The 22846-nt window shown below is 30.5% G+C and carries 24 protein-coding genes; 19 read left to right on the top strand and 5 right to left on the bottom strand.

The window, feature by feature from the left end:
• The first annotated feature begins 40 nt into the window (after positions 1-40).
• The 15 genes from KCTC32516_RS03895 to KCTC32516_RS03825 all read left to right on the top strand — a co-directional run bounded on the left by KCTC32516_RS03895 (position 41) and on the right by KCTC32516_RS03825 (position 14886).
• Positions 41-1510 carry a DUF5687 family protein gene (locus KCTC32516_RS03895; protein WP_301402119.1) on the top strand — a complete coding sequence of 490 codons (1470 nt, stop codon included), beginning with the start codon at positions 41-43 and terminating at the stop codon, positions 1508-1510.
• A 26-nt stretch (positions 1511-1536) separates the two neighbouring features.
• Positions 1537-2232: an ABC transporter ATP-binding protein gene (locus KCTC32516_RS03890; protein WP_301402117.1), complete on the top strand. Its 696-nt coding sequence runs from the start codon at positions 1537-1539 to the stop codon at positions 2230-2232.
• A 93-nt stretch (positions 2233-2325) separates the two neighbouring features.
• Positions 2326-3921 carry a hypothetical protein gene (locus KCTC32516_RS03885; RefSeq protein WP_301402116.1) on the top strand — a complete coding sequence of 532 codons (1596 nt, stop codon included), beginning with the start codon at positions 2326-2328 and terminating at the stop codon, positions 3919-3921.
• 129 nt (positions 3922-4050) lie between these two features.
• Complete coding sequence (gene porW, locus KCTC32516_RS03880) at positions 4051-6252, top strand: type IX secretion system periplasmic lipoprotein PorW/SprE (protein ID WP_301402115.1); 2202 nt, start codon at positions 4051-4053, stop codon at positions 6250-6252.
• An 11-nt stretch (positions 6253-6263) separates the two neighbouring features.
• The gene (locus KCTC32516_RS03875; protein ID WP_301402114.1) at positions 6264-6674 is read left to right on the top strand and encodes a bactofilin family protein; all 411 of its coding nucleotides are present in this window, start codon (positions 6264-6266) and stop codon (positions 6672-6674) included.
• Complete coding sequence (locus KCTC32516_RS03870) at positions 6637-6873, top strand: AtpZ/AtpI family protein (protein WP_301402112.1); 237 nt, start codon at positions 6637-6639, stop codon at positions 6871-6873. The genes KCTC32516_RS03875 and KCTC32516_RS03870 overlap by 38 nt, the downstream gene beginning before the upstream one ends.
• Positions 6874-7376: 503 nt before the next feature.
• On the top strand, positions 7377-8474 hold the full coding sequence (gene atpB, locus KCTC32516_RS03865; RefSeq protein WP_301402110.1) for a F0F1 ATP synthase subunit A: 1098 nt from the start codon (positions 7377-7379) through the stop codon (positions 8472-8474).
• Between the two features lie 48 nt (positions 8475-8522).
• Positions 8523-8717: an ATP synthase F0 subunit C gene (gene atpE / locus KCTC32516_RS03860; protein ID WP_301402109.1), complete on the top strand. Its 195-nt coding sequence runs from the start codon at positions 8523-8525 to the stop codon at positions 8715-8717.
• A 76-nt stretch (positions 8718-8793) separates the two neighbouring features.
• The gene (locus KCTC32516_RS03855) at positions 8794-9294 is read left to right on the top strand and encodes a F0F1 ATP synthase subunit B (RefSeq protein WP_301402107.1); all 501 of its coding nucleotides are present in this window, start codon (positions 8794-8796) and stop codon (positions 9292-9294) included.
• 7 nt (positions 9295-9301) lie between these two features.
• A complete protein-coding gene (atpH, locus tag KCTC32516_RS03850; RefSeq protein WP_301402105.1) occupies positions 9302-9859 on the top strand; it encodes an ATP synthase F1 subunit delta in 558 nt (185 codons plus the stop codon).
• Positions 9860-9880: 21 nt separating this feature from the next.
• Entirely contained in the window at positions 9881-11455 is a 1575-nt protein-coding gene (gene atpA / locus KCTC32516_RS03845) for a F0F1 ATP synthase subunit alpha (protein WP_301402103.1), read from the top strand.
• Positions 11456-11513: 58 nt separating this feature from the next.
• The gene (gene atpG / locus KCTC32516_RS03840; protein ID WP_301402101.1) at positions 11514-12377 is read left to right on the top strand and encodes an ATP synthase F1 subunit gamma; all 864 of its coding nucleotides are present in this window, start codon (positions 11514-11516) and stop codon (positions 12375-12377) included.
• A 102-nt stretch (positions 12378-12479) separates the two neighbouring features.
• On the top strand, positions 12480-12965 hold the full coding sequence (locus KCTC32516_RS03835; RefSeq protein ID WP_301402099.1) for a hypothetical protein: 486 nt from the start codon (positions 12480-12482) through the stop codon (positions 12963-12965).
• Positions 12966-13064: 99 nt separating this feature from the next.
• Positions 13065-13982, top strand: a complete 918-nt coding sequence (locus KCTC32516_RS03830) for a hypothetical protein (RefSeq protein ID WP_301402097.1) — start codon at positions 13065-13067, stop codon at positions 13980-13982.
• A gap of 145 nt (positions 13983-14127) precedes the next feature.
• Positions 14128-14886, top strand: a complete 759-nt coding sequence (locus KCTC32516_RS03825) for an SDR family NAD(P)-dependent oxidoreductase (RefSeq protein ID WP_301402095.1) — start codon at positions 14128-14130, stop codon at positions 14884-14886.
• A 37-nt stretch (positions 14887-14923) separates the two neighbouring features.
• Here the strand turns inward: KCTC32516_RS03825 and KCTC32516_RS03820 are convergent, their stop codons facing one another.
• Positions 14924-15778: a DUF4382 domain-containing protein gene (locus KCTC32516_RS03820; protein WP_301402093.1), complete on the bottom strand. Its 855-nt coding sequence runs from the start codon at positions 15776-15778 to the stop codon at positions 14924-14926.
• A 100-nt stretch (positions 15779-15878) separates the two neighbouring features.
• On the opposite strand from KCTC32516_RS03820, the gene KCTC32516_RS03815 reads away from it, so the two are divergent.
• Positions 15879-17018: an ATP-binding protein gene (locus tag KCTC32516_RS03815; protein WP_301402091.1), complete on the top strand. Its 1140-nt coding sequence runs from the start codon at positions 15879-15881 to the stop codon at positions 17016-17018.
• 140 nt (positions 17019-17158) lie between these two features.
• Here the strand turns inward: KCTC32516_RS03815 and KCTC32516_RS03810 are convergent, their stop codons facing one another.
• The 4 genes from KCTC32516_RS03810 to amaB form a co-directional block, all read right to left on the bottom strand.
• A complete protein-coding gene (locus KCTC32516_RS03810) occupies positions 17159-17779 on the bottom strand; it encodes a hypothetical protein (protein WP_301402089.1) in 621 nt (206 codons plus the stop codon).
• 164 nt (positions 17780-17943) lie between these two features.
• Positions 17944-18324 carry a DUF4890 domain-containing protein gene (locus tag KCTC32516_RS03805; protein WP_301402087.1) on the bottom strand — a complete coding sequence of 127 codons (381 nt, stop codon included), beginning with the start codon at positions 18322-18324 and terminating at the stop codon, positions 17944-17946.
• 120 nt (positions 18325-18444) lie between these two features.
• Entirely contained in the window at positions 18445-19029 is a 585-nt protein-coding gene (locus KCTC32516_RS03800; protein ID WP_301402085.1) for a peptidylprolyl isomerase, read from the bottom strand.
• Positions 19030-19144: 115 nt separating this feature from the next.
• The gene (gene amaB / locus KCTC32516_RS03795) at positions 19145-20686 is read right to left on the bottom strand and encodes an L-piperidine-6-carboxylate dehydrogenase (RefSeq protein WP_301402083.1); all 1542 of its coding nucleotides are present in this window, start codon (positions 20684-20686) and stop codon (positions 19145-19147) included.
• A 153-nt stretch (positions 20687-20839) separates the two neighbouring features.
• Here amaB and KCTC32516_RS03790 point away from each other — a divergent pair, with 153 nt between their 5' ends.
• The 3 genes from KCTC32516_RS03790 to KCTC32516_RS03780 all read left to right on the top strand — a co-directional run bounded on the left by KCTC32516_RS03790 (position 20840) and on the right by KCTC32516_RS03780 (position 22779).
• A complete protein-coding gene (locus KCTC32516_RS03790) occupies positions 20840-21814 on the top strand; it encodes a LuxE/PaaK family acyltransferase (protein WP_301402081.1) in 975 nt (324 codons plus the stop codon).
• 25 nt (positions 21815-21839) lie between these two features.
• The gene (locus KCTC32516_RS03785; protein WP_301402079.1) at positions 21840-22271 is read left to right on the top strand and encodes a DoxX family protein; all 432 of its coding nucleotides are present in this window, start codon (positions 21840-21842) and stop codon (positions 22269-22271) included.
• Positions 22272-22335: 64 nt separating this feature from the next.
• Positions 22336-22779: a YHS domain-containing (seleno)protein gene (locus KCTC32516_RS03780; protein ID WP_301402077.1), complete on the top strand. Its 444-nt coding sequence runs from the start codon at positions 22336-22338 to the stop codon at positions 22777-22779.
• Positions 22780-22846 lie beyond the last annotated feature (67 nt).

Raw genomic sequence — 22846 nt, 5'->3', positions numbered from 1 at the left:
ATTTAAGACACTTATAACAAGAACAACTAACCAAGTAATTATGTTTAAACGATTTTTAAAATTAGAATGGAAACAATATTTCCGTTCATCATATTGGCAAAAAGGAATAGCATTAAAAATTATTATGGGCTTTTTTGCCTTGTATATGATGGTTTCCTTTTTAGCATTAGGTGTTGGTAGTTTTTTTATTATTAGAAAAACAATGCCAGGTCAAGATCCATTTCAAGTAGTAAATTCTTTTTTATTATTTGCCGTAATTGGCGATTTAATCTTTAGGTATTTAATGCAAAAACTTCCGGTAATGAATGTAAAACCATTACTCGTTCTTCCTATTAAAAAGAACAAATTGGTACATTATGTATTAGGAAAATCTATGTTTTCTGCATTTAACCTTTTTTCGTTGTTCTTTTACATTCCGTTTTCTGTAGTATTAATAAAAGAAAATTACAATACCTCTGGAGTTTTAGGTTGGCTATTTAGCATGATTTTGATAACACAGTCTGCAAATTTTTTAAACTTTATCATTAATAAAAACACTATTGCTTTAACGGTTTTAGGAACTTTATTAATTGGTACAATTGCGCTTCAGTATTTTAACATTTATGATGTCACTGTTCATAGTCAGGCAATTTTCAACGGAATCTATGAAAATCCAATTTACATGCTTATTCCGGTTGCATTGGTGGCAATTTTATACAGTGTCAATCAAAAAATATTAAGAAAGCAACTGTATTTAGATGATGCCGTAAAAGTAAAAGTAAAAGAAGCAAACACGGCAGATTTATCTTGGGCAAACCGATTTGGAGAAATGGCGCCGTTTATTAAAAACGAAATCAGATTAATTTGGAGAAATAAAAGAACAAAAACTGTTTTCTTAATGTCGTTCTTATTTGTTTTATATGGATTGATCTTTTTTACAAATCCAATGTATAAAGAAAAGATGGAAGGAATGTTAATTTTTGCATCGCTATTTGTTACTGGCGGATTTGTTTTAAACTACGGACAATTTATTCCAGCTTGGGAAAGTGCATACTACAAAATGCTGATGACTCAAAACGTATCTTACAGAAAGTATTTAGAATCTAAATGGTATTTAATGGTTGTAGTTACTGCTGCATTATTCATTTTAGCAACACCTTATATTTATTTTGGTTTAAACATTTATTTAATGATTGCCGTTGGAGCGCTTTATAATATGGGTATTAACACGTTGATTTTAATATTTGCAGGAGCTTTTAATAGAAAACAAATAGATTTAAACGCAAGCGGATTTGGAAATACGCAAGGAACAAGTGCAAAACAATTTATTGTTGTAATTCCTGTAATGATAATTCCTATCGGATTGTTTTACGCATTTAGTTTGCCATTTGGCTTTAATGCCGGAATTGCTGCAATCGCAGGATTCGGAATTTTAGGATTGGTAACAAAAAATTATTTTATGAATTTGATTGCCAAAAAGTATATTAAAGAAAAATATGCAGCCATTCACGCATTCGATCAAAAAGCATAACCAACAAAATTAAGACACAAAAAATTATGATACACTCAAAAAACATCACCAAAAAATACGGTTCAGAACAAGTATTAAATATAGAAGAATTAGAAATCCCAAAAGGACAAAGTTTTGGATTGGTTGGAAATAATGGAGCAGGAAAAACAACGTTTTTTAACATTCTATTGGATTTAATTAGACCAACAACAGGCCAAGTTATAAATCACGAAGTGGTGGTAAATAAAAGCGAAGCTTGGAAATCTTTTACAGGTTCTTTTATTGATGAAACTTTTTTAATTGGTTATTTAACACCAGAAGAATATTTTGATTTTATTGGCGATTTACGCGGAATGAACAAAGCAGATATTGCAAGCTTTTTAAGTCAGTTTGAAGAAATTTTTAATGGGGAAATTCTAGGGAAAAAGAAATATTTAAGAGATTTAAGTAAAGGTAATCAGAAAAAAGCAGGAATTGTTGCGGCACTTTTAGGAAACCCGCAAGTGGTAATTTTAGACGAGCCTTTTGCAAATTTAGATCCAACAACACAAATCAGATTAAAAAAGAAGTTAAAAGAACTAACAGATAACAATGAAGTTACGGTGTTGGTTTCTAGTCACGATTTAAGTCATGTTACAGAAGTGTGCGAGCGCATCGTTGTTTTAGACAAAGGAAACGTGGTAAAAGACATAAAAACATCTGCAGAAACACTAAAAGAATTAGAAAGCTATTTTTCGGTGTAAAACGAGTATATAAACACCTAGTAATGAGTAAATTATTGGCGCATACTTAATGGTTTGCGCTTTTTTTATTAAATTTGATGAAAACAAGCTATTATGAAAAATCAAATTTACCTTTTAGGAATAATTCTATTATTACCTAACTTCATCAATTCACAAGAAAACAAAAATATTACGACAAACATCAAGCTAGATTCTTTAAAGGGACTAATTAAAGACGAGGTTAAAAAAAACTTAGATGACGAAGATTCTATAGAAATCGGATTCTTTTCAAAGGTTCAGTCTAAAGTTAGGATATTTACTAAAAAAGAAGGAGAAAAGTATAAAAAGAAAGAACATTTAGATTCTCTTAGAAAAGAAGTTATCTTGCTTAATTCGATTGTAATTGATAGTATAAAAAAAGATTTTGTTTACGATTCTAAAAAAGTTTTACTTGTTGCAAAAGCATTAACTTTAGTAGAAATAAAAAAAATTGATGGTGAAATTGAAAATATAATTGATACTTATAATAAGAATAAATTAACACTAGTAGAGTTTCAAACAAAAACAGATTCACTTTATAAAGAAAAGGAAAAAATTATAAAGAGAAAGGTTAAGAAGTTAAAGAAAGACTTTGGAAGTATTGATAATAAGAAACTTGGCATATTAAGAAAAAAGAGTAAAGTTTTATTAGATAAAGAAAAAAATGCCTGGGACATAGAAAAGATAACGATAGATGTTTTTGAGGGTTTAATAATCGATTTAGTTGTTACTCTTAAGCACAAGAATAATAACGAGGTAAGAAAATTCACAAATAACACTTCAATCTCGATTGTGAGATTTAGAAAATTCACATCACATAAGCTATTTGAAACAAACGGTAGTGGTAGTTTTGTTAGAGTTAAAGATGTGTTAGATTATACGTCAAAAACAGGATTAAATTATTTTCCCGAAAACGCTTTGGTAGAAATTGGAAAAACTGAAACTACCAAGTCATTATTTTTAAAAAGAAATCTAAAATCTATTTTAGATTTTAGAATTTATACTGATTTATTAGGTTTACTAGATGAAGAATCTAACGGAATTATAAACTTTGAGGCTTCTTCAACAATTAAAATTTCTCCTTCTCCAATTGCTTTTGGTTTTGAATGGATCTTTTTTAAAGAGATAAAACCGTATTTTAATTATTCTCGGTTTGATAAACAAGATAGGGCTATTTTAACAGATACAATAACAGCGACTACTTTTGAAATAAAGAACAAACTTCATTTAATACGAAACGCTTTTATAAAGGCTGGGTTTGAATTAAATGTACTTCAAATAAAATCTAGTAAAGAGTTCCCATTTGCTTTTTCAATTCCCTTTTTATACGAATTTAACATGACTGAAGTAGGATTAGTTAATGAAAAAATAAAAGTAAACACTTATCAAATGGGCTCAGGATTAAATTTAAATTTAAGAAGAACTAAAAGTTTTGGTTTAAATTTAGGAATGTCTTACAGTGAAGTAAAAAACAAGCACATTATTAACTCTTTAAAACAAGAAAGTTCATTTCATTTGCTGGGGTTTAATTCTGAAATATATTTTTATAATCCTAAAGATCAAAACTCTGCCTTTTTCTTAAGGTTAAACACTAAAAGAGTTATAAAAGGAGAAAATAATTATTCTTCAATACAATTTGGTTACAAGAAGGCATTTAGTTTTTCAAAATAATAGACGAAATTATATTTAATCTTATTGACAATAATTATTCTTATTTTTACAGCTTCTATTCACAATATTTTTACAGAAAATATGTTTGTGAATAGGAGCTTTTTTAAGTTTTGATTTTGAATCTATTTTATGAGTAACAAAAACGCAATAGTACTTTTTTTGATTGCCAGCGTGGCTTTTTTTTCTTGTAGTACAAAAAAAGATGCTTTTGCAAATAGAAAGTACAATTCTATTACCACCAAATACAATATTTTATATAATGGAAATTTGGCTTTTCAAGAAGGACTAGATCAAATTAACCAACAACATAAAGATAATTTCTGGAAACAACTTTCTATAGAACCAATTACCTTTAAAGAAAAATCAACGGCCATTGCTTCTTTTGGTGGAAATCCTGGATTTGCAGATGCTAATACTAAAGAAGAAAAAGAACTCACAACGTTTGATAAAGCAGAAGAAAAAGCGGTAAAAGCAATTCAGTTACATTCTATGAATATTGGCGGACGAGAACGCAATAATCAAATAGATGATGCGTATCTATTATTAGGAAAATCGAGGTATTATACACAGCGATTTATCCCGGCAATAGAAGCCTTTAATTATGTAATTATGAACTATCCGTATGCAGATTTAATTGATGAAACTAGAATTTGGAGAGCAAAAACAAATATCAGATTAGACAATGATAAATTTGCAATAGAAACATTAAAAATTGTTTTAAAAAACAAAGAATTAGAGCCAAGAATTAAAGAAGAAGCGCACACAGCTTTGGCGATGGCCTATGTTAAAACAGATAGTATTCAGCGTGCAATTATGCAATTAACATTGGCAACAGCAACGCAAGTAAATGTAGAACAAGCAGCAAGAAATATGTTTGTGTTGGGGCAAATTTACAGTTCAGAAAACAAAAAAGATTCTGCCGCAATTGTTTTTCAGAAATTAATAAATTTTAAAAAAGCACCGTATAAATTTAAAATTTATGCCAATATAGATTTGGCAAAAGCAACCAGAAAAGATTCTTTGGTTTCTACGTTAATTACAAAGTTTAAAACACTTATAGAAGATAGAGAAAATAGAAACTATTTAGACGCATTGTATTACCAAAAAGGATTGTTAGAAGAAAAAAGAGACAGCTTACACATAGCGTTAAAAGACTTTAAAACATCGCTTAGAATTCCAAACGGAGATGTTATACAGAAAACCTACACCTACGAAAAGTTAGGAAATATTTCGTTTGATTATTCTTTGTTTGTGCAGGCAAGTGCGTATTATGATAGTGTAATTCAGATTTCAAAAAACAGCACAGAGAAACGAATTAGACAAATTAGAAGAAAGCATAAAAATTTGGCGGCTTTAACGGCATTCGAAACAACATTAAAAACCAATGACAGTATTTTAAAGATTGCTGATTTATCTAAAATAGAACAAATTACCTTTTTTAAAGAACATATAGAAAAGCTTAAAAAAGCAGATGAAAAAGCAGCAAAAGAACAATTGAAAAACATTTCTTTTGGAAGTTCGTTTAGTGGAGGTTCTTCAATAAAATCAACTAAAAAAGGCAAATGGTATTTTTACAATGCACAATCTTTAAATTTTGGTAAAAGCGAATTTGAAAAAATTTGGGGAAACAGACCCTTAGAAGATAATTGGAGAATTTCTGACAAACAACAACAAGTAAAAGTTACAAAAGATTCAATAAAAAAAGTAGCAACAGTTTCGTTGGAAAAATATAATTTAAAGACGTATTTAGACGCATTGCCTCAAACAAAATCAGCCATTGATTCTTTAATTTATAATAGAAACGAAGCCTTGTATCAAACCGGAATTATTTATAAAGAGCAATTTAAAAATATAGATTTAGCAATTTCTAGACTAGAAAGGTTGCTAAAAGAGAAACCAGATAAAATGTTGTTATTGCCAACAAAATATCACTTGTATCAATTATATTTAGGGGTAAAAAGCAGCAAAGCAGAAGAGTATAAAGCGTTAATAATTAAGGAATATCCAACTTCTAGATATGCTGAAATATTACAGAACAAACCTCAAAAACAAGACGACAAAAAGATAGATCAAACAGAGGCAATTTATAAAGAATTGTATTATATCTATAAGGAGGATAAATTTGCGGATGTGGTTTCTCAAATCATAGAATTAGCGCCAGAAATTAAAGATTCAAATTTAATTGCTAAATTTGAATTGCTTAAAGCTATGGCGATTGGTAAATATCAATCAAAAGAAACGTATAAAAAAGCATTAGAATATGTGTCGTTTAATTACGGAAATACCAAAGAAGGGCAACGAGCAAAAGAAATCATTAAACAGTTAAATTAAAACATTCCCCGATGTTTAGTAAAGAAAGTAACCAGAAGAAACCAAATACAATGGAAAGAAATATTTTAGCCAAAAACACGAAGATTGTTGGCGATTTAAGTTCTGAAGGAGATTTTAGAATAGATGGAATTTTAGAGGGAACATTAGAAACAAAAGGACGAGTAATTATTGGCTTAGAAGGATCGGTTTCGGGAAAAGTTTTTTGCGATAACGCAGATATTGAAGGGAAATTTTCTGGAGAATTAAAAGTAAATAAAATGCTAACGATAAAAGGAACGGCATCAATTAAAGGAGAAGTAATTTTAGGAAAGTTATCTGTAGAGCCAGGAGCCGCGTTTAACGCATCTTGTACAATGAAAGGAGCTTTAAAAGAGCTAAACGCAAATGAACAAAAATCAACTTCCGAAGAAAAAACCGCTTAATAAGTTTATTAGACTTACAGGAGTTGGATTGCAAATGGGCATTACCATTTATGTTGCAGCTTATTTTGGAAAAAAAATAGACGCTCATTATCAATTCGAAAAAAGATATTTCACCTTTTTATTTATCATTATTGGATTTGTAGGCTCTTTGGTAAGCCTTTTGGTTCAATTGAAAAAAATCAATGAAGAAGATTCTTAAACCAAACAACCTAATTATTGCTTTTGTTTCTAAAACAATGCTGTATTTAGCATTTGTTCTTGCTATTCACTTAACTATTTTACTTGTTATAAAAAAACCCCTTTTTGAGCACCAAATAATACTGACATACAGTGTTAATTTTTTGCTGGCAATACTAATTTTTATAGCAATGTTGTTTTTTAGTAAAAAAGCAATTGCTTATTTAGGCTATATTTTTATGTACGGAAGCCTTTTTAAATTTACGGTCTTTTTTATCTTTTTTTACCCGAATTACAACAAAAATTCGGGAAGCTCAAAACAAGAGTTTATTACTTTCTTTGTTCCTTATTTAGTATGTTTAATTCTAGAAATTAAATCGCTCATTCATCTTTTAAATTCCTCTGAAAAAAAAGATTAAAAACACACTTGTTTTATCTACAAAAATAAAAGTGTAAATAATTTTTAAATACAAACAGAAAAACCTACATTTGCACCGATTTTAAAGACACTATTATCCGAGTGATATGAGAAGAAAATTTTCAATAAAAAAGATTGCGTTTTTGCTTTTTTTAGTTTCGTTTGTTTCTGTGGCTCAACACAATGAAAGCACAGACGTAATAAATGCACCTAAACAAGAAAAGGATTTAAAAACTACGATTAAAGAATATATTAATCACCACATTTTAGACTCATATGATTTTGGATTGTATTCTTACACCAATGATCATAATGAAAAAGTCCATATTGGAGCTCCTTTACCTATTATTTTATGGGACAATGGATTAAAAGTCTTTTTATCTTCTAAATTTCATCACGGAGAAACTTTAGCTGAAGTTGATGGAAATTACTACAAAATTGAGCACAATAAAATTTATAAAACGGATGCTGAAGGAACCATCACTTATGATGCAGAACATCATCCAACAAATACAAAACCCTTAGATTTTTCGATCACTAAAAATGTGGTCATGATTTTTGTGGTGTTTTTAATCATGTTTTTCATGTTTAAAAGAATGGCAAAATCATATCAAAAAAATAACGGAATGCCAACAGGAATGGGAAGATTATTAGAGCCTATTGTTTTGTATATTCGTGATGATATTGCGAAACCAAATATTGGAGAAAAGAATTATAAGAGATACATGAGCTATCTTTTAACCATCTTTTTCTTTGTGTGGATTGTAAATTTATTTGGACTAACTCCAATTGGAGTTAATATCACAAATAACATAGCTGTAACTTTTTGTTTGGCGATATTTACATACATTATTACAACTTTTACAGCCAAAAAAGATTATTGGAAGCACATTTTCTGGATGCCAGGAGTGCCAATTCCAATGAAAATAATATTAGCTCCTATTGAGTTATTAGGAACAATCATTAAACCTTTTTCATTAATGATACGTTTGTATGCAAATATAACTGCAGGACATATTGTATTAATGAGTATCATTGGAATGATGTTTATTTTTAATAATTGGCTAGGAAGTTCACTTTCGTTTATGTTAGCATTTGTATTAGGGATTTTAGAGTTGTTAGTAGCAGCTTTACAAGCCTATATTTTTACAATGTTATCGGCCTTGTATTTTGGCTCAGCGGTAGAAGAACATGATGAGCATTAGTAGAAGTTAATTTTTAGTTTGAATGTTTAATTTTAAAATAAATATATTATGGTAATTCCAAACATCGTAGGTGCAGGATTAGTAGTTATTGGAGCTGGTATTGGTATCGGTCAAATTGGTGGAAAAGCAATGGAAGCTATTGCTCGTCAACCAGAAGCGACAGGTAAAATTCAGACTGCAATGCTTATTGCTGCAGCTTTAATTGAAGGTATTGGATTTGCTGCGTTATTCGCAGTAAGCTAAAACTAAATAAAGCAGCTACAACGGTTGGTTGTAGCTGCTTTTAATAATTAAACAAAATTTTTAATTAAGATATATTATGGATAAGTTATTAAGTGAATTTTCTTTAGGGTTATTCTTCTGGCAAACAATACTGTTTGTTGCATTGGTTCTTTTGTTAAAAAAGTTTGCATGGAAACCTATTTTAAATGCTGTTAATGATAGAGAAGAAGGAATTAAAAAAGCCTTAGAGTCTGCAGAAAACGCAAAAAAAGAAATGCAAAACTTAACTGCAGATAATGAAGTTCTTGTTAAAGAAGCAAGAGCAGAAAGAGATGCAATGTTAAAAGAAGCTCGTGAAATTAGAGAAAAAATGATTTCAGAAGCGAAAGAAAATGCAAAAGAACAAGCAGCTAAGATGATTGATAGTGCGGTAGTTGCTATAGAACAAGAAAAACAAGCAGCTTTAGCACATTTGAAAAAAGAAGTAGGAGATTTATCAATGGTTATTGCAGAAGTTATACTTAAAAAAGAATTAGCTTCTCAAGAGGATCAAATTAAATTGGTAGAAGGAATGCTTAAAGACGTTACCTTAACCTAATAATAGTATGAAAGGAGCAAGAGCAGCATTACGTTACGCAAGAGCTATTTTAAACTTAGCAAAGGAGTCAAACCTAGAAGGTGAAGTAAATAATGACATGTTACTTATTTACGAAACCATTGATCATAGCGATGATTTACAAACAATGTTAAAAAGTCCTATTATCAAATCATCAAATAAAAGGAACGTTTTAGAAGCTCTTTTTACTGGAAAAATAAATGCTCTTTCTTTAGGGTTATTTCATTTACTAGATGATAATAAACGGATGGTAATGTTAGGGCAAATAGCACAACAATATACCATTATTTATAACTTCTTAAAATTGAAAGATACAGCTATTGTTACAACTGCTGTTCCTTTAACAACCGATTTAGAAGCACAAATTTTAAAGAAAGTAATTGAACTTACTGGGAATAAAACAAGTATAGAAAACAGAGTAGATCCAAAAATTATTGGAGGATTTATTTTACGTGTTGGAGATATGCAATATGACGCAAGTCTCTCAAACAATTTTAGTGAATTAAGAAAGGAATTTGACAACAGTCATTATATTCCAAAAATTTAATTATACATCAAATTAAAAAAGATGGCGACAATTAAACCAGCTGAAGTTTCAGCAATATTAAAGCAACAATTAACAAATTTCGAAGCAAAAGCTTCGTTAAACGAAGTAGGTACTGTATTACAAGTAGGTGATGGTATTGCTCGTGTTTATGGATTATCTAATGTTCAATACGGAGAATTAGTAGAATTCGAAAGTGGATTAGAAGGAATTGTATTAAACCTTGAAGAAGACAATGTTGGAGTTGTATTATTAGGAGATCCAACATCAGTTGTAGAAGGTTCTGTAGTAAAAAGAACAGAAAGAATTGCTTCTTTAAAAGCGGGAGAAGGCGTTGTTGGACGTGTAGTTGATACTTTAGGAAACCCTATTGATGGTAAAGGACCCATTGAAGGTAAAACCTATGAAATGCCTTTAGAGCGTAGAGCTCCTGGAGTTATTTATAGAGAACCTGTAACTGAACCATTACAAACAGGAATTAAATCTATTGACGCAATGATTCCAGTTGGACGTGGACAACGTGAGTTAATCATTGGAGACCGTCAAACAGGAAAATCTACTGTTGCTTTAGATACTATTTTAAATCAAAAAGAATTTTTTGATGCTGGAGAGCCAGTATATTGTATTTATGTTGCTATCGGTCAAAAAGCTTCTACAGTTGCAGCAATTGCAAATATGTTAGAAGAAAAAGGGGCGATGTCTTATACAACAATTGTAGCAGCAAATGCATCAGATCCTGCAGCAATGCAAGTGTATGCACCGTTTGCTGGAGCAGCAATTGGAGAATATTTTAGAGATTCTGGAAGACCAGCTTTAATTATTTATGATGATTTATCTAAACAGGCTGTTGCATACCGTGAGATTTCTTTATTATTAAGAAGACCTCCGGGACGTGAGGCGTACCCTGGAGATGTATTTTACTTACACTCAAGATTATTAGAACGTGCTGCAAAAGTGATTAATGACGACAAAATTGCAAGTGAAATGAACGATTTACCAGATTCTTTAAAAGGAATTGTAAAAGGTGGAGGTTCTTTAACTGCATTGCCAATTATTGAAACACAAGCAGGTGACGTTTCAGCATATATTCCAACAAACGTAATTTCGATTACAGATGGACAAATTTTCTTAGATGGAGACTTATTTAACTCTGGTGTTCGTCCAGCAATTAACGTAGGTATTTCTGTATCTCGTGTTGGTGGTAACGCACAGATTAAATCAATGAAAAAAGTATCTGGAACATTAAAATTAGATCAAGCAGCATATCGTGAATTAGAAGCGTTTGCAAAGTTTGGTTCTGATTTAGATGCAGCAACAATGAGTGTGATTTCTAAAGGACAACGTAATGTTGAAATTTTAAAACAAGCACAAAATGATCCTTATTCAGTAGAAGATCAGGTTGCAATTATTTATGCAGGTTCTAAAAACTTGTTAAGTAAAGTCCCTGTAAATAAGGTGAAAGAGTTTGAAGCAGATTATATTTCTTATCTAAACGCTAAGCATAGAGATGTTTTAGATACGATAAAAGCAGGAAAATTAACTGACGAAGTTATTGCTACGTTAGAAAACGCTGCAAAAGAGATTTCAAGCAAATATTAAGCTTAATATAGTTGTTGTTTTTATGAAAGTAAAAACTTCATCATTCAAATAATATAGAATGGCAAACTTAAAAGAAATACGTAATAGGATAACATCGATTGGTTCTACCATGCAGATTACTAGTGCCATGAAAATGGTATCTGCTGCTAAGTTGAAAAAAGCGCAAGATGCAATTACTGCAATGCGTCCATATTCATCTAAGTTAACCGAATTATTACAAAGCTTAAGCGCTACTTTAGAGAGTGATGCTGGTGGTGCATATTCTAATCAGAAAGAAGTTTCTAAAGTGTTAATCGTTGTAATTACCTCTAATAGAGGATTATGTGGCGGATTTAATTCTTACGTAGTTAAAGAAACACTTAAGACGATTGAGCAGAATTATAATAATTGTACTGTAGATTTACTTACTATTGGTAAAAAAGGACATGGAATTTTATCAAAAACATATAACGTTATCGAAAATAACAACGATATTTTTGATGATTTAACTTTTGATAATGTTGCTGTAATTGCAGAGAAGTTAATGAGTTTATTTGTTGATGGGAGCTATGATAAAATAGAGGTTGTTTACAATAGATTTAAAAATGCTGCAACACAAATTCCAACAGTAGAACAATTTTTACCAATAAAACCTGTAGAAGGAGAAAATGTTAATGCTAATTTAGATTACATTTTTGAACCATCTAAAGAAGAAATTGTTTTAGAATTGATTCCGAAATCTTTAAAAACACAATTGTATAAATCTATTAGAGATAGTTTTGCTGCAGAACATGGCGCTCGTATGACCGCAATGCATAAAGCAACAGACAATGCTACAGATTTACGTGATGATTTATTATTGACATATAATAAAGCTCGTCAAGCTGCAATTACAAACGAAATTCTTGAAATTGTTGGAGGGGCTGAAGCTCTAAATAATTAAGAGAAATATATATTAGTATCTATAAAGAGCTAATCAAAATTGATAAGCTCTTTTTTTGTGTAAATTGGCATAACAATTGAATTAAGATATAAAAAAGATAATATGAAATCAATAAAATTACTTTTTCTAATATGTGTAATTGTTAGTTTTTCTAATTGTAGCACAATAAAATTAACAGAAAATGCACCATTTAAAATAATGGGAGCAAATTACCACGACTGGGTTGGAGGCCAGCCAGATGTTAGCGGAACCAATTTGATTATTGGAATTGAAACTAATTCAGCGATAACCATTAGAAGCATATATTTTAGAAATAGAAAAAACAATCCTAGGATAGAAAACAGAAACGGAAAAGAATACTTAGTTGTAAATGTAAGTACTTCTAGGAAGGTAATATATGTCACCCGAACTGTATCTGTTAGAGAAGGAGAAATACCACCTAGAATGAAACCCCCAAGAATAACATCACCAACAATTCCATTTAAATTAGAGCCAAACGAAGCTGTAATAAAATATATGGTTGGTAAAAAAAGCTACTATTATAAAGTGTCAAAAATAAAAAAAACAGAAAGCGCTTTTTACCAATAAGAAGACTCAATTTAAAAAGAAAAGGCAACCAAAATGGTTGCCTTTTCTTTTTGGCACGTAATTTGAAATTACCATAACATAACCATAAAATTGATGCTTATGAAATCAGCAAAACTACTTTTGATATTTTTTATTACTGGGTTTGTATTTACATCATGTAAATTTTTAAATGATGAATATAGCTACGAAATTCCGCTAGAAGAAGTATTGTCAGAATACGATTTATGGTATGTAGATTATCATAAAACTACAGGAACTGGAGATGTTCCTTTTTTATCAAAAGCATTTACAGTTTCGTTTTTTAACGGACAATTTTATGCAAACAACAATATTGTAGATATTGGACTTACAGGAGATGGTTTGGGAATTAAAGTTGGAAATTATAACACCTATAATGGATATTTAGAAATAGATCATTCTTTAGACGGAGCGTACGATTTTGATGTATTTCAAATTTCTGCAAATGAAATCAGAATAGAAGATACATATAATAATGTTTCCTATTATTTGGTTGGTTATCAAAGAAATAATTTTGATTATGATAGGTTGTTTTATGAAAACATCGAATATTTTCTGCAAGAATATGTTGCTTGGGAAAAAACAAGCACAAGTAATTCAGGAGCAATAAACCCTTTTGATGAAGAAACATTCTTACAATTTACACCAGAAAATAACACAACATTCTATTCGTCAAAAGATCCTTTTGGCACAAATATTGATATTATTAATTGGAGTTTTGTAGGGAGTTATAATATATACGATGTACAGAATTATAACGACCTAAAGATTTTAACACTTAATTATGACAGCGGAGATAATGAAGAATTCGAATTAAGCGTTATTAATGATAATAAGATACGTTTATACCATGTAAGTTCGCAAACAACTTATAAATTTAAGGGAAGAGGTTTTATACAATTCTTAAAAGGAGGAAAAGCAAAATCAAATGTAAGGAACAACGGTAGAAAACGAACTAAGATACAAAGAGAAACGAAAGTTAGAAGACATTTAAAATAAAGTTTGGTTAGTTGATTTTTAGTTGGTTGGTTAAACAACCAACTAAAGGAAACCGCTCTAGAGGTAGAGCGGTTTTTTCATGTCTTTTATTTTTGATTTTCAATTCAACTCAAGTATCTTTATATCTTTAATAAAAATAAAATCAATGAGTTTAACTGCATTTATTACAGGAGCAACATCCGGAATCGGAAAAGCTACCGCAGAACTGTTTGCTAAGAATCAAATCCGTTTAATTCTTTGTGGAAGAAGAAAAGAACGATTAGAAGAACTTCAAAAAGAATTAGGAATACTAACTGATGTAACAACATTGCAATTTGATGTTAGAAATAAAGAAGACGTTTTTTTGGCAATCAATTCTTTGCCAGAAAACTTTAGTGATGTTGATATTTTAATCAATAACGCTGGTAACGCTCACGGATTAAGTAGCATTCAAGATGGCGATACGGATGATTGGGATGCCATGTTAGACATTAATGTAAAAGGGTTATTATATGTTTCTAAAGCGATCATTCCTAAAATGACTGCAAAAAACAGCGGATTTATTGTAAATATTGGCTCTATTGCAGGAAAAGAAGTCTATCCAAACGGAAATGTGTATTGCGCTTCTAAACACGCTGTAAATGCGTTAAATAAAGGAATGCGAATCGATTTAAACAAACACAACATTCGTGTTTGTGCAATTCACCCAGGAGCTGTTGAAACAGAATTTTCTGAAGTTCGCTTTAAAGGCGATACAGAGAAGGCAAAATCAGTGTATGCTGGCTATAAGGCGTTACAATCAGAAGATATTGCAGACATAATTCACTTTGTAATTACAAGACCTTATCATGTGAATATTGAAGATTTAATTGTGTATCCAACAGCACAAGCAAGTGCAACAACAATAAAAAAAGAGGTTCGATAAGAACCTCCTTTTAGTAAGTGTTAATAAGCCAAAAAATCTAAGATGATTTAGACATTGAAATAGTTTCTAAATTTGTCTTTTCGCCCACTACCACAGATATAGAACTAGTAGATGTATATGTAGTATATCCGTCTTTTTCAACTTTTAATTTATAGCTTCCTTTAGCTAATCCTTTTAAACTAAAGTTCCCATCTTTATTTGTATACGTAGAGCTTATTGCTGTTACAAAAGAAGTGTCAGAATCATTATATACTGTTACAACTGCATTTGCAATTGGCATAAGATTAGTTGTTGTTTCGTCTGTATCTGCTATTCTACCTTCAATTGTTCCAGAATTGACCTCAGCAATCATTCTAATTACAGGTTTTAGATTATATGTTCCAGAACCACCTGCTTCTACAATAGATTTTTGCACATCCCAATCTAAAATAAAGTTATAAGAAAAACCAGGCTCTAAATTAGTATTAACATTAATTTTTAAACCAGATTGTTGCGCACTAGGTGTTGAAAGAGCTACTTCTTGAGTTCCTCCTTCAAACACTAAAGCATTATTATCGCCTAAAACCAATCTAATGTGTTTTAGTGCTCCAGACTCAACATCTTCATTTGTTAACACTAAAGAAGTGCCAGCAATTAGTTCGGTAAGATCTATACGGTTAAAAGGATCATTTGTTGTGGGAGGAATAAATCCATTAAAACTTATCCAACCAGCATTATCATCACTTCTGTTATACTGTAGATCAATGATATTAACTAATACTTTTTCATACTTTCCAGGAGCATCTACTAAATTTATTTTAACGGTAGAGGTACTTTCACCACTTTTAGAGCAACTTGTAAAGTTAAAAGCCACTATTATTACTAAACTTAAAATAAAATTCTTAATTTTCATAATTAATTACATTTTTAGTGTTTCGATATAAATTAGTCAAACTGTATGCCAAACCTTATTAGAATTGGGATTTTTTAATGCATGTTTTTATATTTTTTAAATGATAAACAAACGCCTTTTAATTAAAAACTTACTTTCTCATAATGATGAGAATAGTTTTTATGATAAAAAGCAAAAATTATCATTGCATAATAAAGAAGGAAAAGCAAAATTTATAAAACACATTTGTGCCTTGTCAAATTCAAATCCAACAAACAATTCTTATATTGTTATTGGCATAGAAGACGAAGAAAATAAAATTATTGGTGTTGATTTTTTTGATGACAGCAAAATCCAAAACCTTGCGAATGCCTATTTAACAAACCCGCCAAAAATACAGTACGAAAATGTTCCGTTTCCAACATTACCGCGTCATAAAGTAATTGGATTGGTTACTGTTTTGCCAAATAATAACATTACATCACTCTCAAAAAATGCTTGGAAATACAAACAAGGTTCCGTTTTTTTTAGACGCGGAAGTAATTCGATGTCATCAAAAGGAGGTTTTGAACTTAAAAACACCAATCAAGAAATTGTTGAGGCAATTGAGAAAAACGCCAGCAATAATATTGAGTTAACACTAAACGGAGTTTTTGATTTCATCAATAATCATAAAAAGGAATACAATCCGCAGTACAAAGTTTTTAACGAGCAGTTTGTGTTGTGTTGGGCTGGAAAAAAATCGATTATAAACGGAGAGGAATTTTTTTCTAGAGTTGATATCGAATTGATAAACGAACAAGTTCAGTTGTTTTTTTCTGCCTTAGACGAAGTTCAAATTAGTTACAATTCGCACTCATTTATTATTACAGAATATATTTTATTAGGAATCGATAAAAAAGAAATTCATTATCCGTTAGAAAAAACGATTATTCATTTTAAAGAGAACGGCAAACACGATCTTGTAAACGAACTATTGTTTAAACCACCAGCTTTTGATACAACAATTATTAATCATATTTATCAAAACAACAATGCAATTGTAAAAAAGATAATTGCAAAACAAGCACTTTCTGTTACCGAGCACGAAGATGTTTTTAGATTGCCAACCAATTATTTAATTTGCTATTTACACGGATATTTAGACGCGCCAACTCAATTACGAAAAGCAAAAGAATACATTAAAAATATTGCAGATAAAACTACGTATATTAAATACAAAGAAGCGATGCGTGTTTTAAGAAAGGTGAAGTATAATTAGTAAGGTTCGTTTAACGGGATTTTAAAAGATTTGTGCGACTTAAAAATCGGAGATTTTTCGATGTTTAAAATTAATATTTTTTTGATTAAGTAACATTATATTTTATTGAATTAAGCAATTTTAGTTATACATTGTTGTGCCTAGTTATTTTTTCCTATGATTGAACGACATTTATTTTCTATAACTTTCATTGCTTCTTGTAATTCCTTTTCAATTTCATCGTCTCCTTGAATTCGAGCATATAAATTAGCTCTGCTTTCTTTTAAAATTTCTCCAATTAATTTTTTATCCTCTCCGTATTGACCAAGTTTTACCATTGCAATTTGGTCCGATGCAAAGAATATTTTATTCATTGTCTGACTAAATTTGTCAAAATGTTCTTCAAATTCCTTTCCGTGAAGAGCTATGAATCTATATTTTAAAGTATGTAACTTTTCTAAAGGTTTTCTATTTCTTTCAAATCTCTCTCTGGAAACATATGCCTGGTTGTATATCTCAGTTTCTTGTGGTGTTTCATTTTCGTTTTTCTCTCTAGATGAACCTTCATTTCCAAATCCAATAGGACTTCTAATCACTTTTATGGCGTGATGTGATTCATATAAGCTAGCCAAAACTTCTTCTGCTAATTCATATTTTCTTTTCCATTTTGCTTCTCGTCTCCAAGAGTTGATTCCATATATAGCAACAGAAGAAGCAATTATTATTGCTATATTTTGCAAAACATCAAAAATCAAATTCCAATCTATAATTATTTCGTCCAAATTTCAGGTGTTTGTTTAATTAGGCACAACTATAATGATAACGTGAGTTTTAATTCATTTTATCAGACGTTAAACGAAGTTAGCGGTTTTTTTAAGAAAGTCAAGTTTAACAAAATAAAAAAACCAACTCATTTGAGTTGGTTTTTTGCTATTTGCTGAGGTTGTTAATTTCCTCCTCTACTTCTTCTTCTTGGAGGGTTTTCTTTTTTCCAATTTTCATACTTTATCCATTGAGCGTCAGTAAATATTGCTTTCAATCCTTTGTCTGTTTCTGCTTGAAGTTTTGTAAAAGCTTCACGCATTCCTTCTCTATCCCCACTCGATCTTAATTCAGTCATTTTCTTAGTTCTGTCTTCTGCAGACTTTATAAGAAGATCATACACTTTTGTTCTTTGGTCATCAGACAAACCAAATTCTTTTTGCCAAGTATCTGCATTTGTTTTTGCTTGTACTTTTGGATCTGGGCGCTCACCTCTTTGAGCCTGAACTGTTGTTAATGCTCCAATAAAAAATAGGATTGTAATTACGAAGTGTTTTGCTTTCATTTTATACTTGTTTTTAGTTTTTAATTTTTTTTTGACTACCAGTTATACGAATAAATTATTTTTTTACCTGGAACATCTACGCTTAGACTATTTTTTTTTAACTTGGTTTAATCTTCATAATTATTTTATTTGTACGCCTTCTGGATATATTTTTTCTAACTCAGATGCTTTTATTTTAATCATATTTACATCTAGCGAAATATCTGTAAGTGGTTTATTGGTAGAATCGCGTTCTATATTTGTTATTGTATTTACAACATCCATACCTTTAATAACTTTTCCAAAAATGGTGTATTTGTCATCTAATCTACTTAAACCATTTTTATTTTGAACAATATAAAATTGGCATCTAGCAGAAAGCATTTTTGGGTTATCATCACGACCAGCACCAACAGCACCATATACATGACGCAACTTTTTATTAAACTCGGGTTCTAATAAATATTCTGGATCGTTAAAACCTTCTGGTGTATCTGGGCAACCAGCTTGAGCAACAAAATTTGGTATTACACGATTAAAGGTATAAGTATCCCAATAACCATCATTTGCTAATTGTGTAAAACTTGCTTTGTGTTTTGGTGTTTCTTCATGTAGCCAAATTAAGATTTCACCTTTAGAGGTTATAATTTGTCCAACATTGTATGTTTTTTCTGATTTGCATGAAATCATACCAATAACAATACAGAAATAAATAATTTTTTTCATGATTTTTTTCTTTTTGTTTAGATAAAAATAGACATAATAGTTTAATTAGATTCTCAAAACAAAAAACCCAACTCAATTGAGTTGGGGTTTTAAATATAAATTTAATATTCGATCTCTATAAATCGAATTTAATTCCTTGCGCTAACGGCAATTCGTCAGAATAATTGATTGTATTTGTTTGTCTTCTCATGTATACTTTCCAAGCGTCAGAACCAGATTCGCGTCCGCCACCAGTTTCTTTTTCTCCACCAAAAGCGCCACCAATTTCCGCACCAGAAGTTCCGATGTTTACATTTGCAATTCCACAATCAGAACCCACATAAGACAAGAATTTTTCAGCTTCTTTTAATTCATTAGTCATAATTGCTGATGACAATCCTTGAACAACACCATTTTGTTTGTCGATGGCATTTTCTATGTCTCCAGCATATTTCATCAAATATAAAATTGGAGCAAAAGTTTCGTGTTGTACAATTTCAAAATGATTTTCAGCTTCAATAATACAAGGGTTAACATAACAACCACTTTCGTATCCTTCTCCTTCTAAAACGCCTCCTTGAACCAATACATTTCCTCCTTCAGCTTTTGCTTTTTCAATTGCGGATAAATAGTTGTTTACCGCATCTCTGTCAATTAACGGACCAACATGTTTCGTCTCATCTAAAGGGTTTCCAATTTTTATTTGACCGTAAGCACCAACAATAGCATCTCTTACTTTATCATACACAGATTCGTGAATAATTAATCTTCTTGTAGACGTACAACGTTGTCCACAAGTTCCAACAGCACCAAATACAGCACCAGGAACCACTACTTTTAAATCTGCAGTTGGTGTAATAATAATAGCATTGTTTCCACCTAATTCTAATAAAGATTTTCCGAAACGTTGCGCAACGGTTGCACCAACGATTCTTCCCATTCTTGTTGATCCAGTTGCAGAAACTAAAGGAACTCTAGTATCTGTTGTCATCATTTCACCAACTTTATAATCTCCATTGATAATAGAAGAAATTCCTTCTGGTAAATTATTTTCTTTTAAAATTGCAGCAATAATATTTTGACAAGCAATGGTACATAAAGGCGCTTTTTCAGAACCTTTCCATACACAAACATCACCACAAATCCAAGCTAATGCTGTGTTCCAAGCCCAAACAGCAACAGGAAAATTAAATGCAGAGATAATTCCGACAACACCAATTGGATGCCATTGCTCTCTCATTACGTGTCCTGGTCTTTCAGACGGAATTGTTTGTCCGTTTAATTGTCTTGATAATCCAACAGCAAAATCACAGATGTCAATCATTTCTTGAACTTCACCATACCCTTCTTGCAAAGATTTTCCCATTTCATAGGAAACCAATTTTCCTAAAGGTTCTTTTAAATCTCTTAATTTATTTCCAAATTGACGAACAATTTCTCCTCTTTGAGGAGCTGGCATATTTCTAAAAGATAAAAATGCTTCAGTTGCCGTTTGCATTACTTTTTCGTAATCTTCTTTAGTAGTGGTTTTTACTTTGCCAATTAACTTTCCGTCAACTGGAGAGTAACTTTCAATAATTTCTCCATTAGAAAAATTGTTTGAACCTGTAGAACTTCCGTTATTTATATCTTTTACACCTAATTGTAGTAGTGCTTCTTTTATGCCAAATTCGCTCATTTTGTTGTTCTTATTTAGTTGTTAAAACTGAACATCAAAACTACAAATAATTTAACAGATAATAAATTAAACAAAATCTAAATGATTGTTTAAAAATAAACAATCTTAACATTTTATATTTAAAGCTATTTTTATCAACTATTTTTGCAATACATGAAGAACGCCATTTTTAATAGTACATCTAACCAAAACTTTAAAGAAGTTGCTTTAGCAATATTTAAACATCAGTTTAAAAACAATAAAGTATATCGTTCTTTTTGTGATTTATTATACATTCATCCTTCTGATGTTACCAAAATTAAAGACATTCCGTTTTTACCAATTCAGTTTTTTAAATCTCGAAAAATCCTTTCTTCTTTGGATGAAATCCAAGAAACTTTTTCGAGTTCTGGAACTACAGGAAGCGTAACTAGTAAACATTTTGTAATCGATATTTCTTTGTACGAAGAAAGTTATTTAAAAGGATTTCATCATTTTTATGGCGACATAAAAGAATATACAGTTTTAGCTTTGTTGCCAAATTATTTAGAACGAAAAGGTTCGTCTTTGGTGTATATGGTCAATGATTTGATTGAAAAATCTAATCAACCAGAAAGCGGATTTTATCTAAACAATTTAAAGGAATTGTCAGAGACGTTAATTCGATTAAATCAATCAGACAAAAAAGTCTTACTAATTGGTGTTTCTTTTGCTTTATTAGATTTGATAGACGAGTATCAATTCGATTTAAAAAACACCATCGTTATGGAAACTGGCGGAATGAAAGGGCGCAGAAAAGAATTGATTCGTGAAGAATTACACACAATTCTTAAAAACGGATTTGGCGTTTCTCAAATTCACTCAGAATACGGAATGACAGAATTGTTAAGTCAAGCGTATTCTAAAGGAAATGGAGTTTTTGATTGCCCGCCTTGGATGAAAATCTTAACACGCGACACAGAAGACGCATTAACAATTCAACAACCAAATAAAACAGGCGGAATTAACGTCATCGATTTAGCCAATTACAATTCGTGTTCGTTTATTGCTACGCAAGATTTAGGGAAAGTACACCAAAACGGAAGTTTCGAAATTATTGGACGCTTTGATAATTCTGATATTAGAGGTTGTAATTTAATGGTGTTGTAGTAGGTTTAAGGAAAATAAAGAAAATATGAGCAATAAAATAATCAAACTCTTTTTGCGATTTGCAATATCATTGGGGTTTTTATCAGCCGTAGCTGACAGATTTGGAATATGGAACAAAGATGTTTCTGCATGGGGAAATTGGGAAAACTTTTTAAACTACACTCAACTCATAAACCCTTGGATTCCTATTTCGTTTATTTCAACAATTGGAATTATAGCAACCGCAGCAGAAATTCTTTTTGCAATTTTCTTAATAATTGGATTTAAAACAGAGTTTTTCGCAAAATTAAGCGGATTTTTATTGTTGATTTTTGCTGTATCTATGACTTTTTCTACTGGAATAAAAGGAGCTTTTGACTTTTCTGTTTTTACAGCTTCTGCCGGAGCTTTTGCTTTGAGTCTTCTAAAAGAAAAGTATTTAGAGTTGGACATTCTGATTTTTAAATCTAAAGAGTAAACCACAATAAATTCTTTTTGTAATTTTTTAAATTGTTCATCGACTATACTTAAAACTATTTTAGATGAAACAATTCATTACACTTCTATTTATAAGTATTTCAACCACTTTTTTTGCACAACAAGATTATAATACAAAAAAAGATTTTATCGCCGAAGGCTATGATGTTGTTGAATATTTTAACAACAACGCAGAAAAAGGAAATAAGAAATTTCAAACCACTTTTGATGGCGTAAAATTTCTATTTTCTAATAAAGAAAATTTAGAAACATTTAAAAAAGTACCAAAAAAATACATGCCTCAATACGGCGGATATTGCGCCTACGCAATAGGTAAAAACGGAGAAAAAGTTGCTATAAATCCAAAAACATTTGAAATTAGAGACGGAAAATTATATTTGTTTTACAACTCTTGGGGAACAAATACCTTAAAACTTTGGACCAAAGAAGGCGCAGAAGAATTAAAAACATCCGCAGATAAAAATTGGGAGAAATTAAAAAAGAATTAACGTTTGTCATTCCTGTGGAAACAGGAATCCATCGAAATGTTGTTTTAGATTCCTGCCTGCGCAGGAA

This window comes from Polaribacter huanghezhanensis (assembly GCF_030444335.1).
Lineage (GTDB): Bacteria > Bacteroidota > Bacteroidia > Flavobacteriales > Flavobacteriaceae > Polaribacter > Polaribacter huanghezhanensis.
This window is presented reverse-complemented; position numbering and strand designations above follow the sequence as displayed.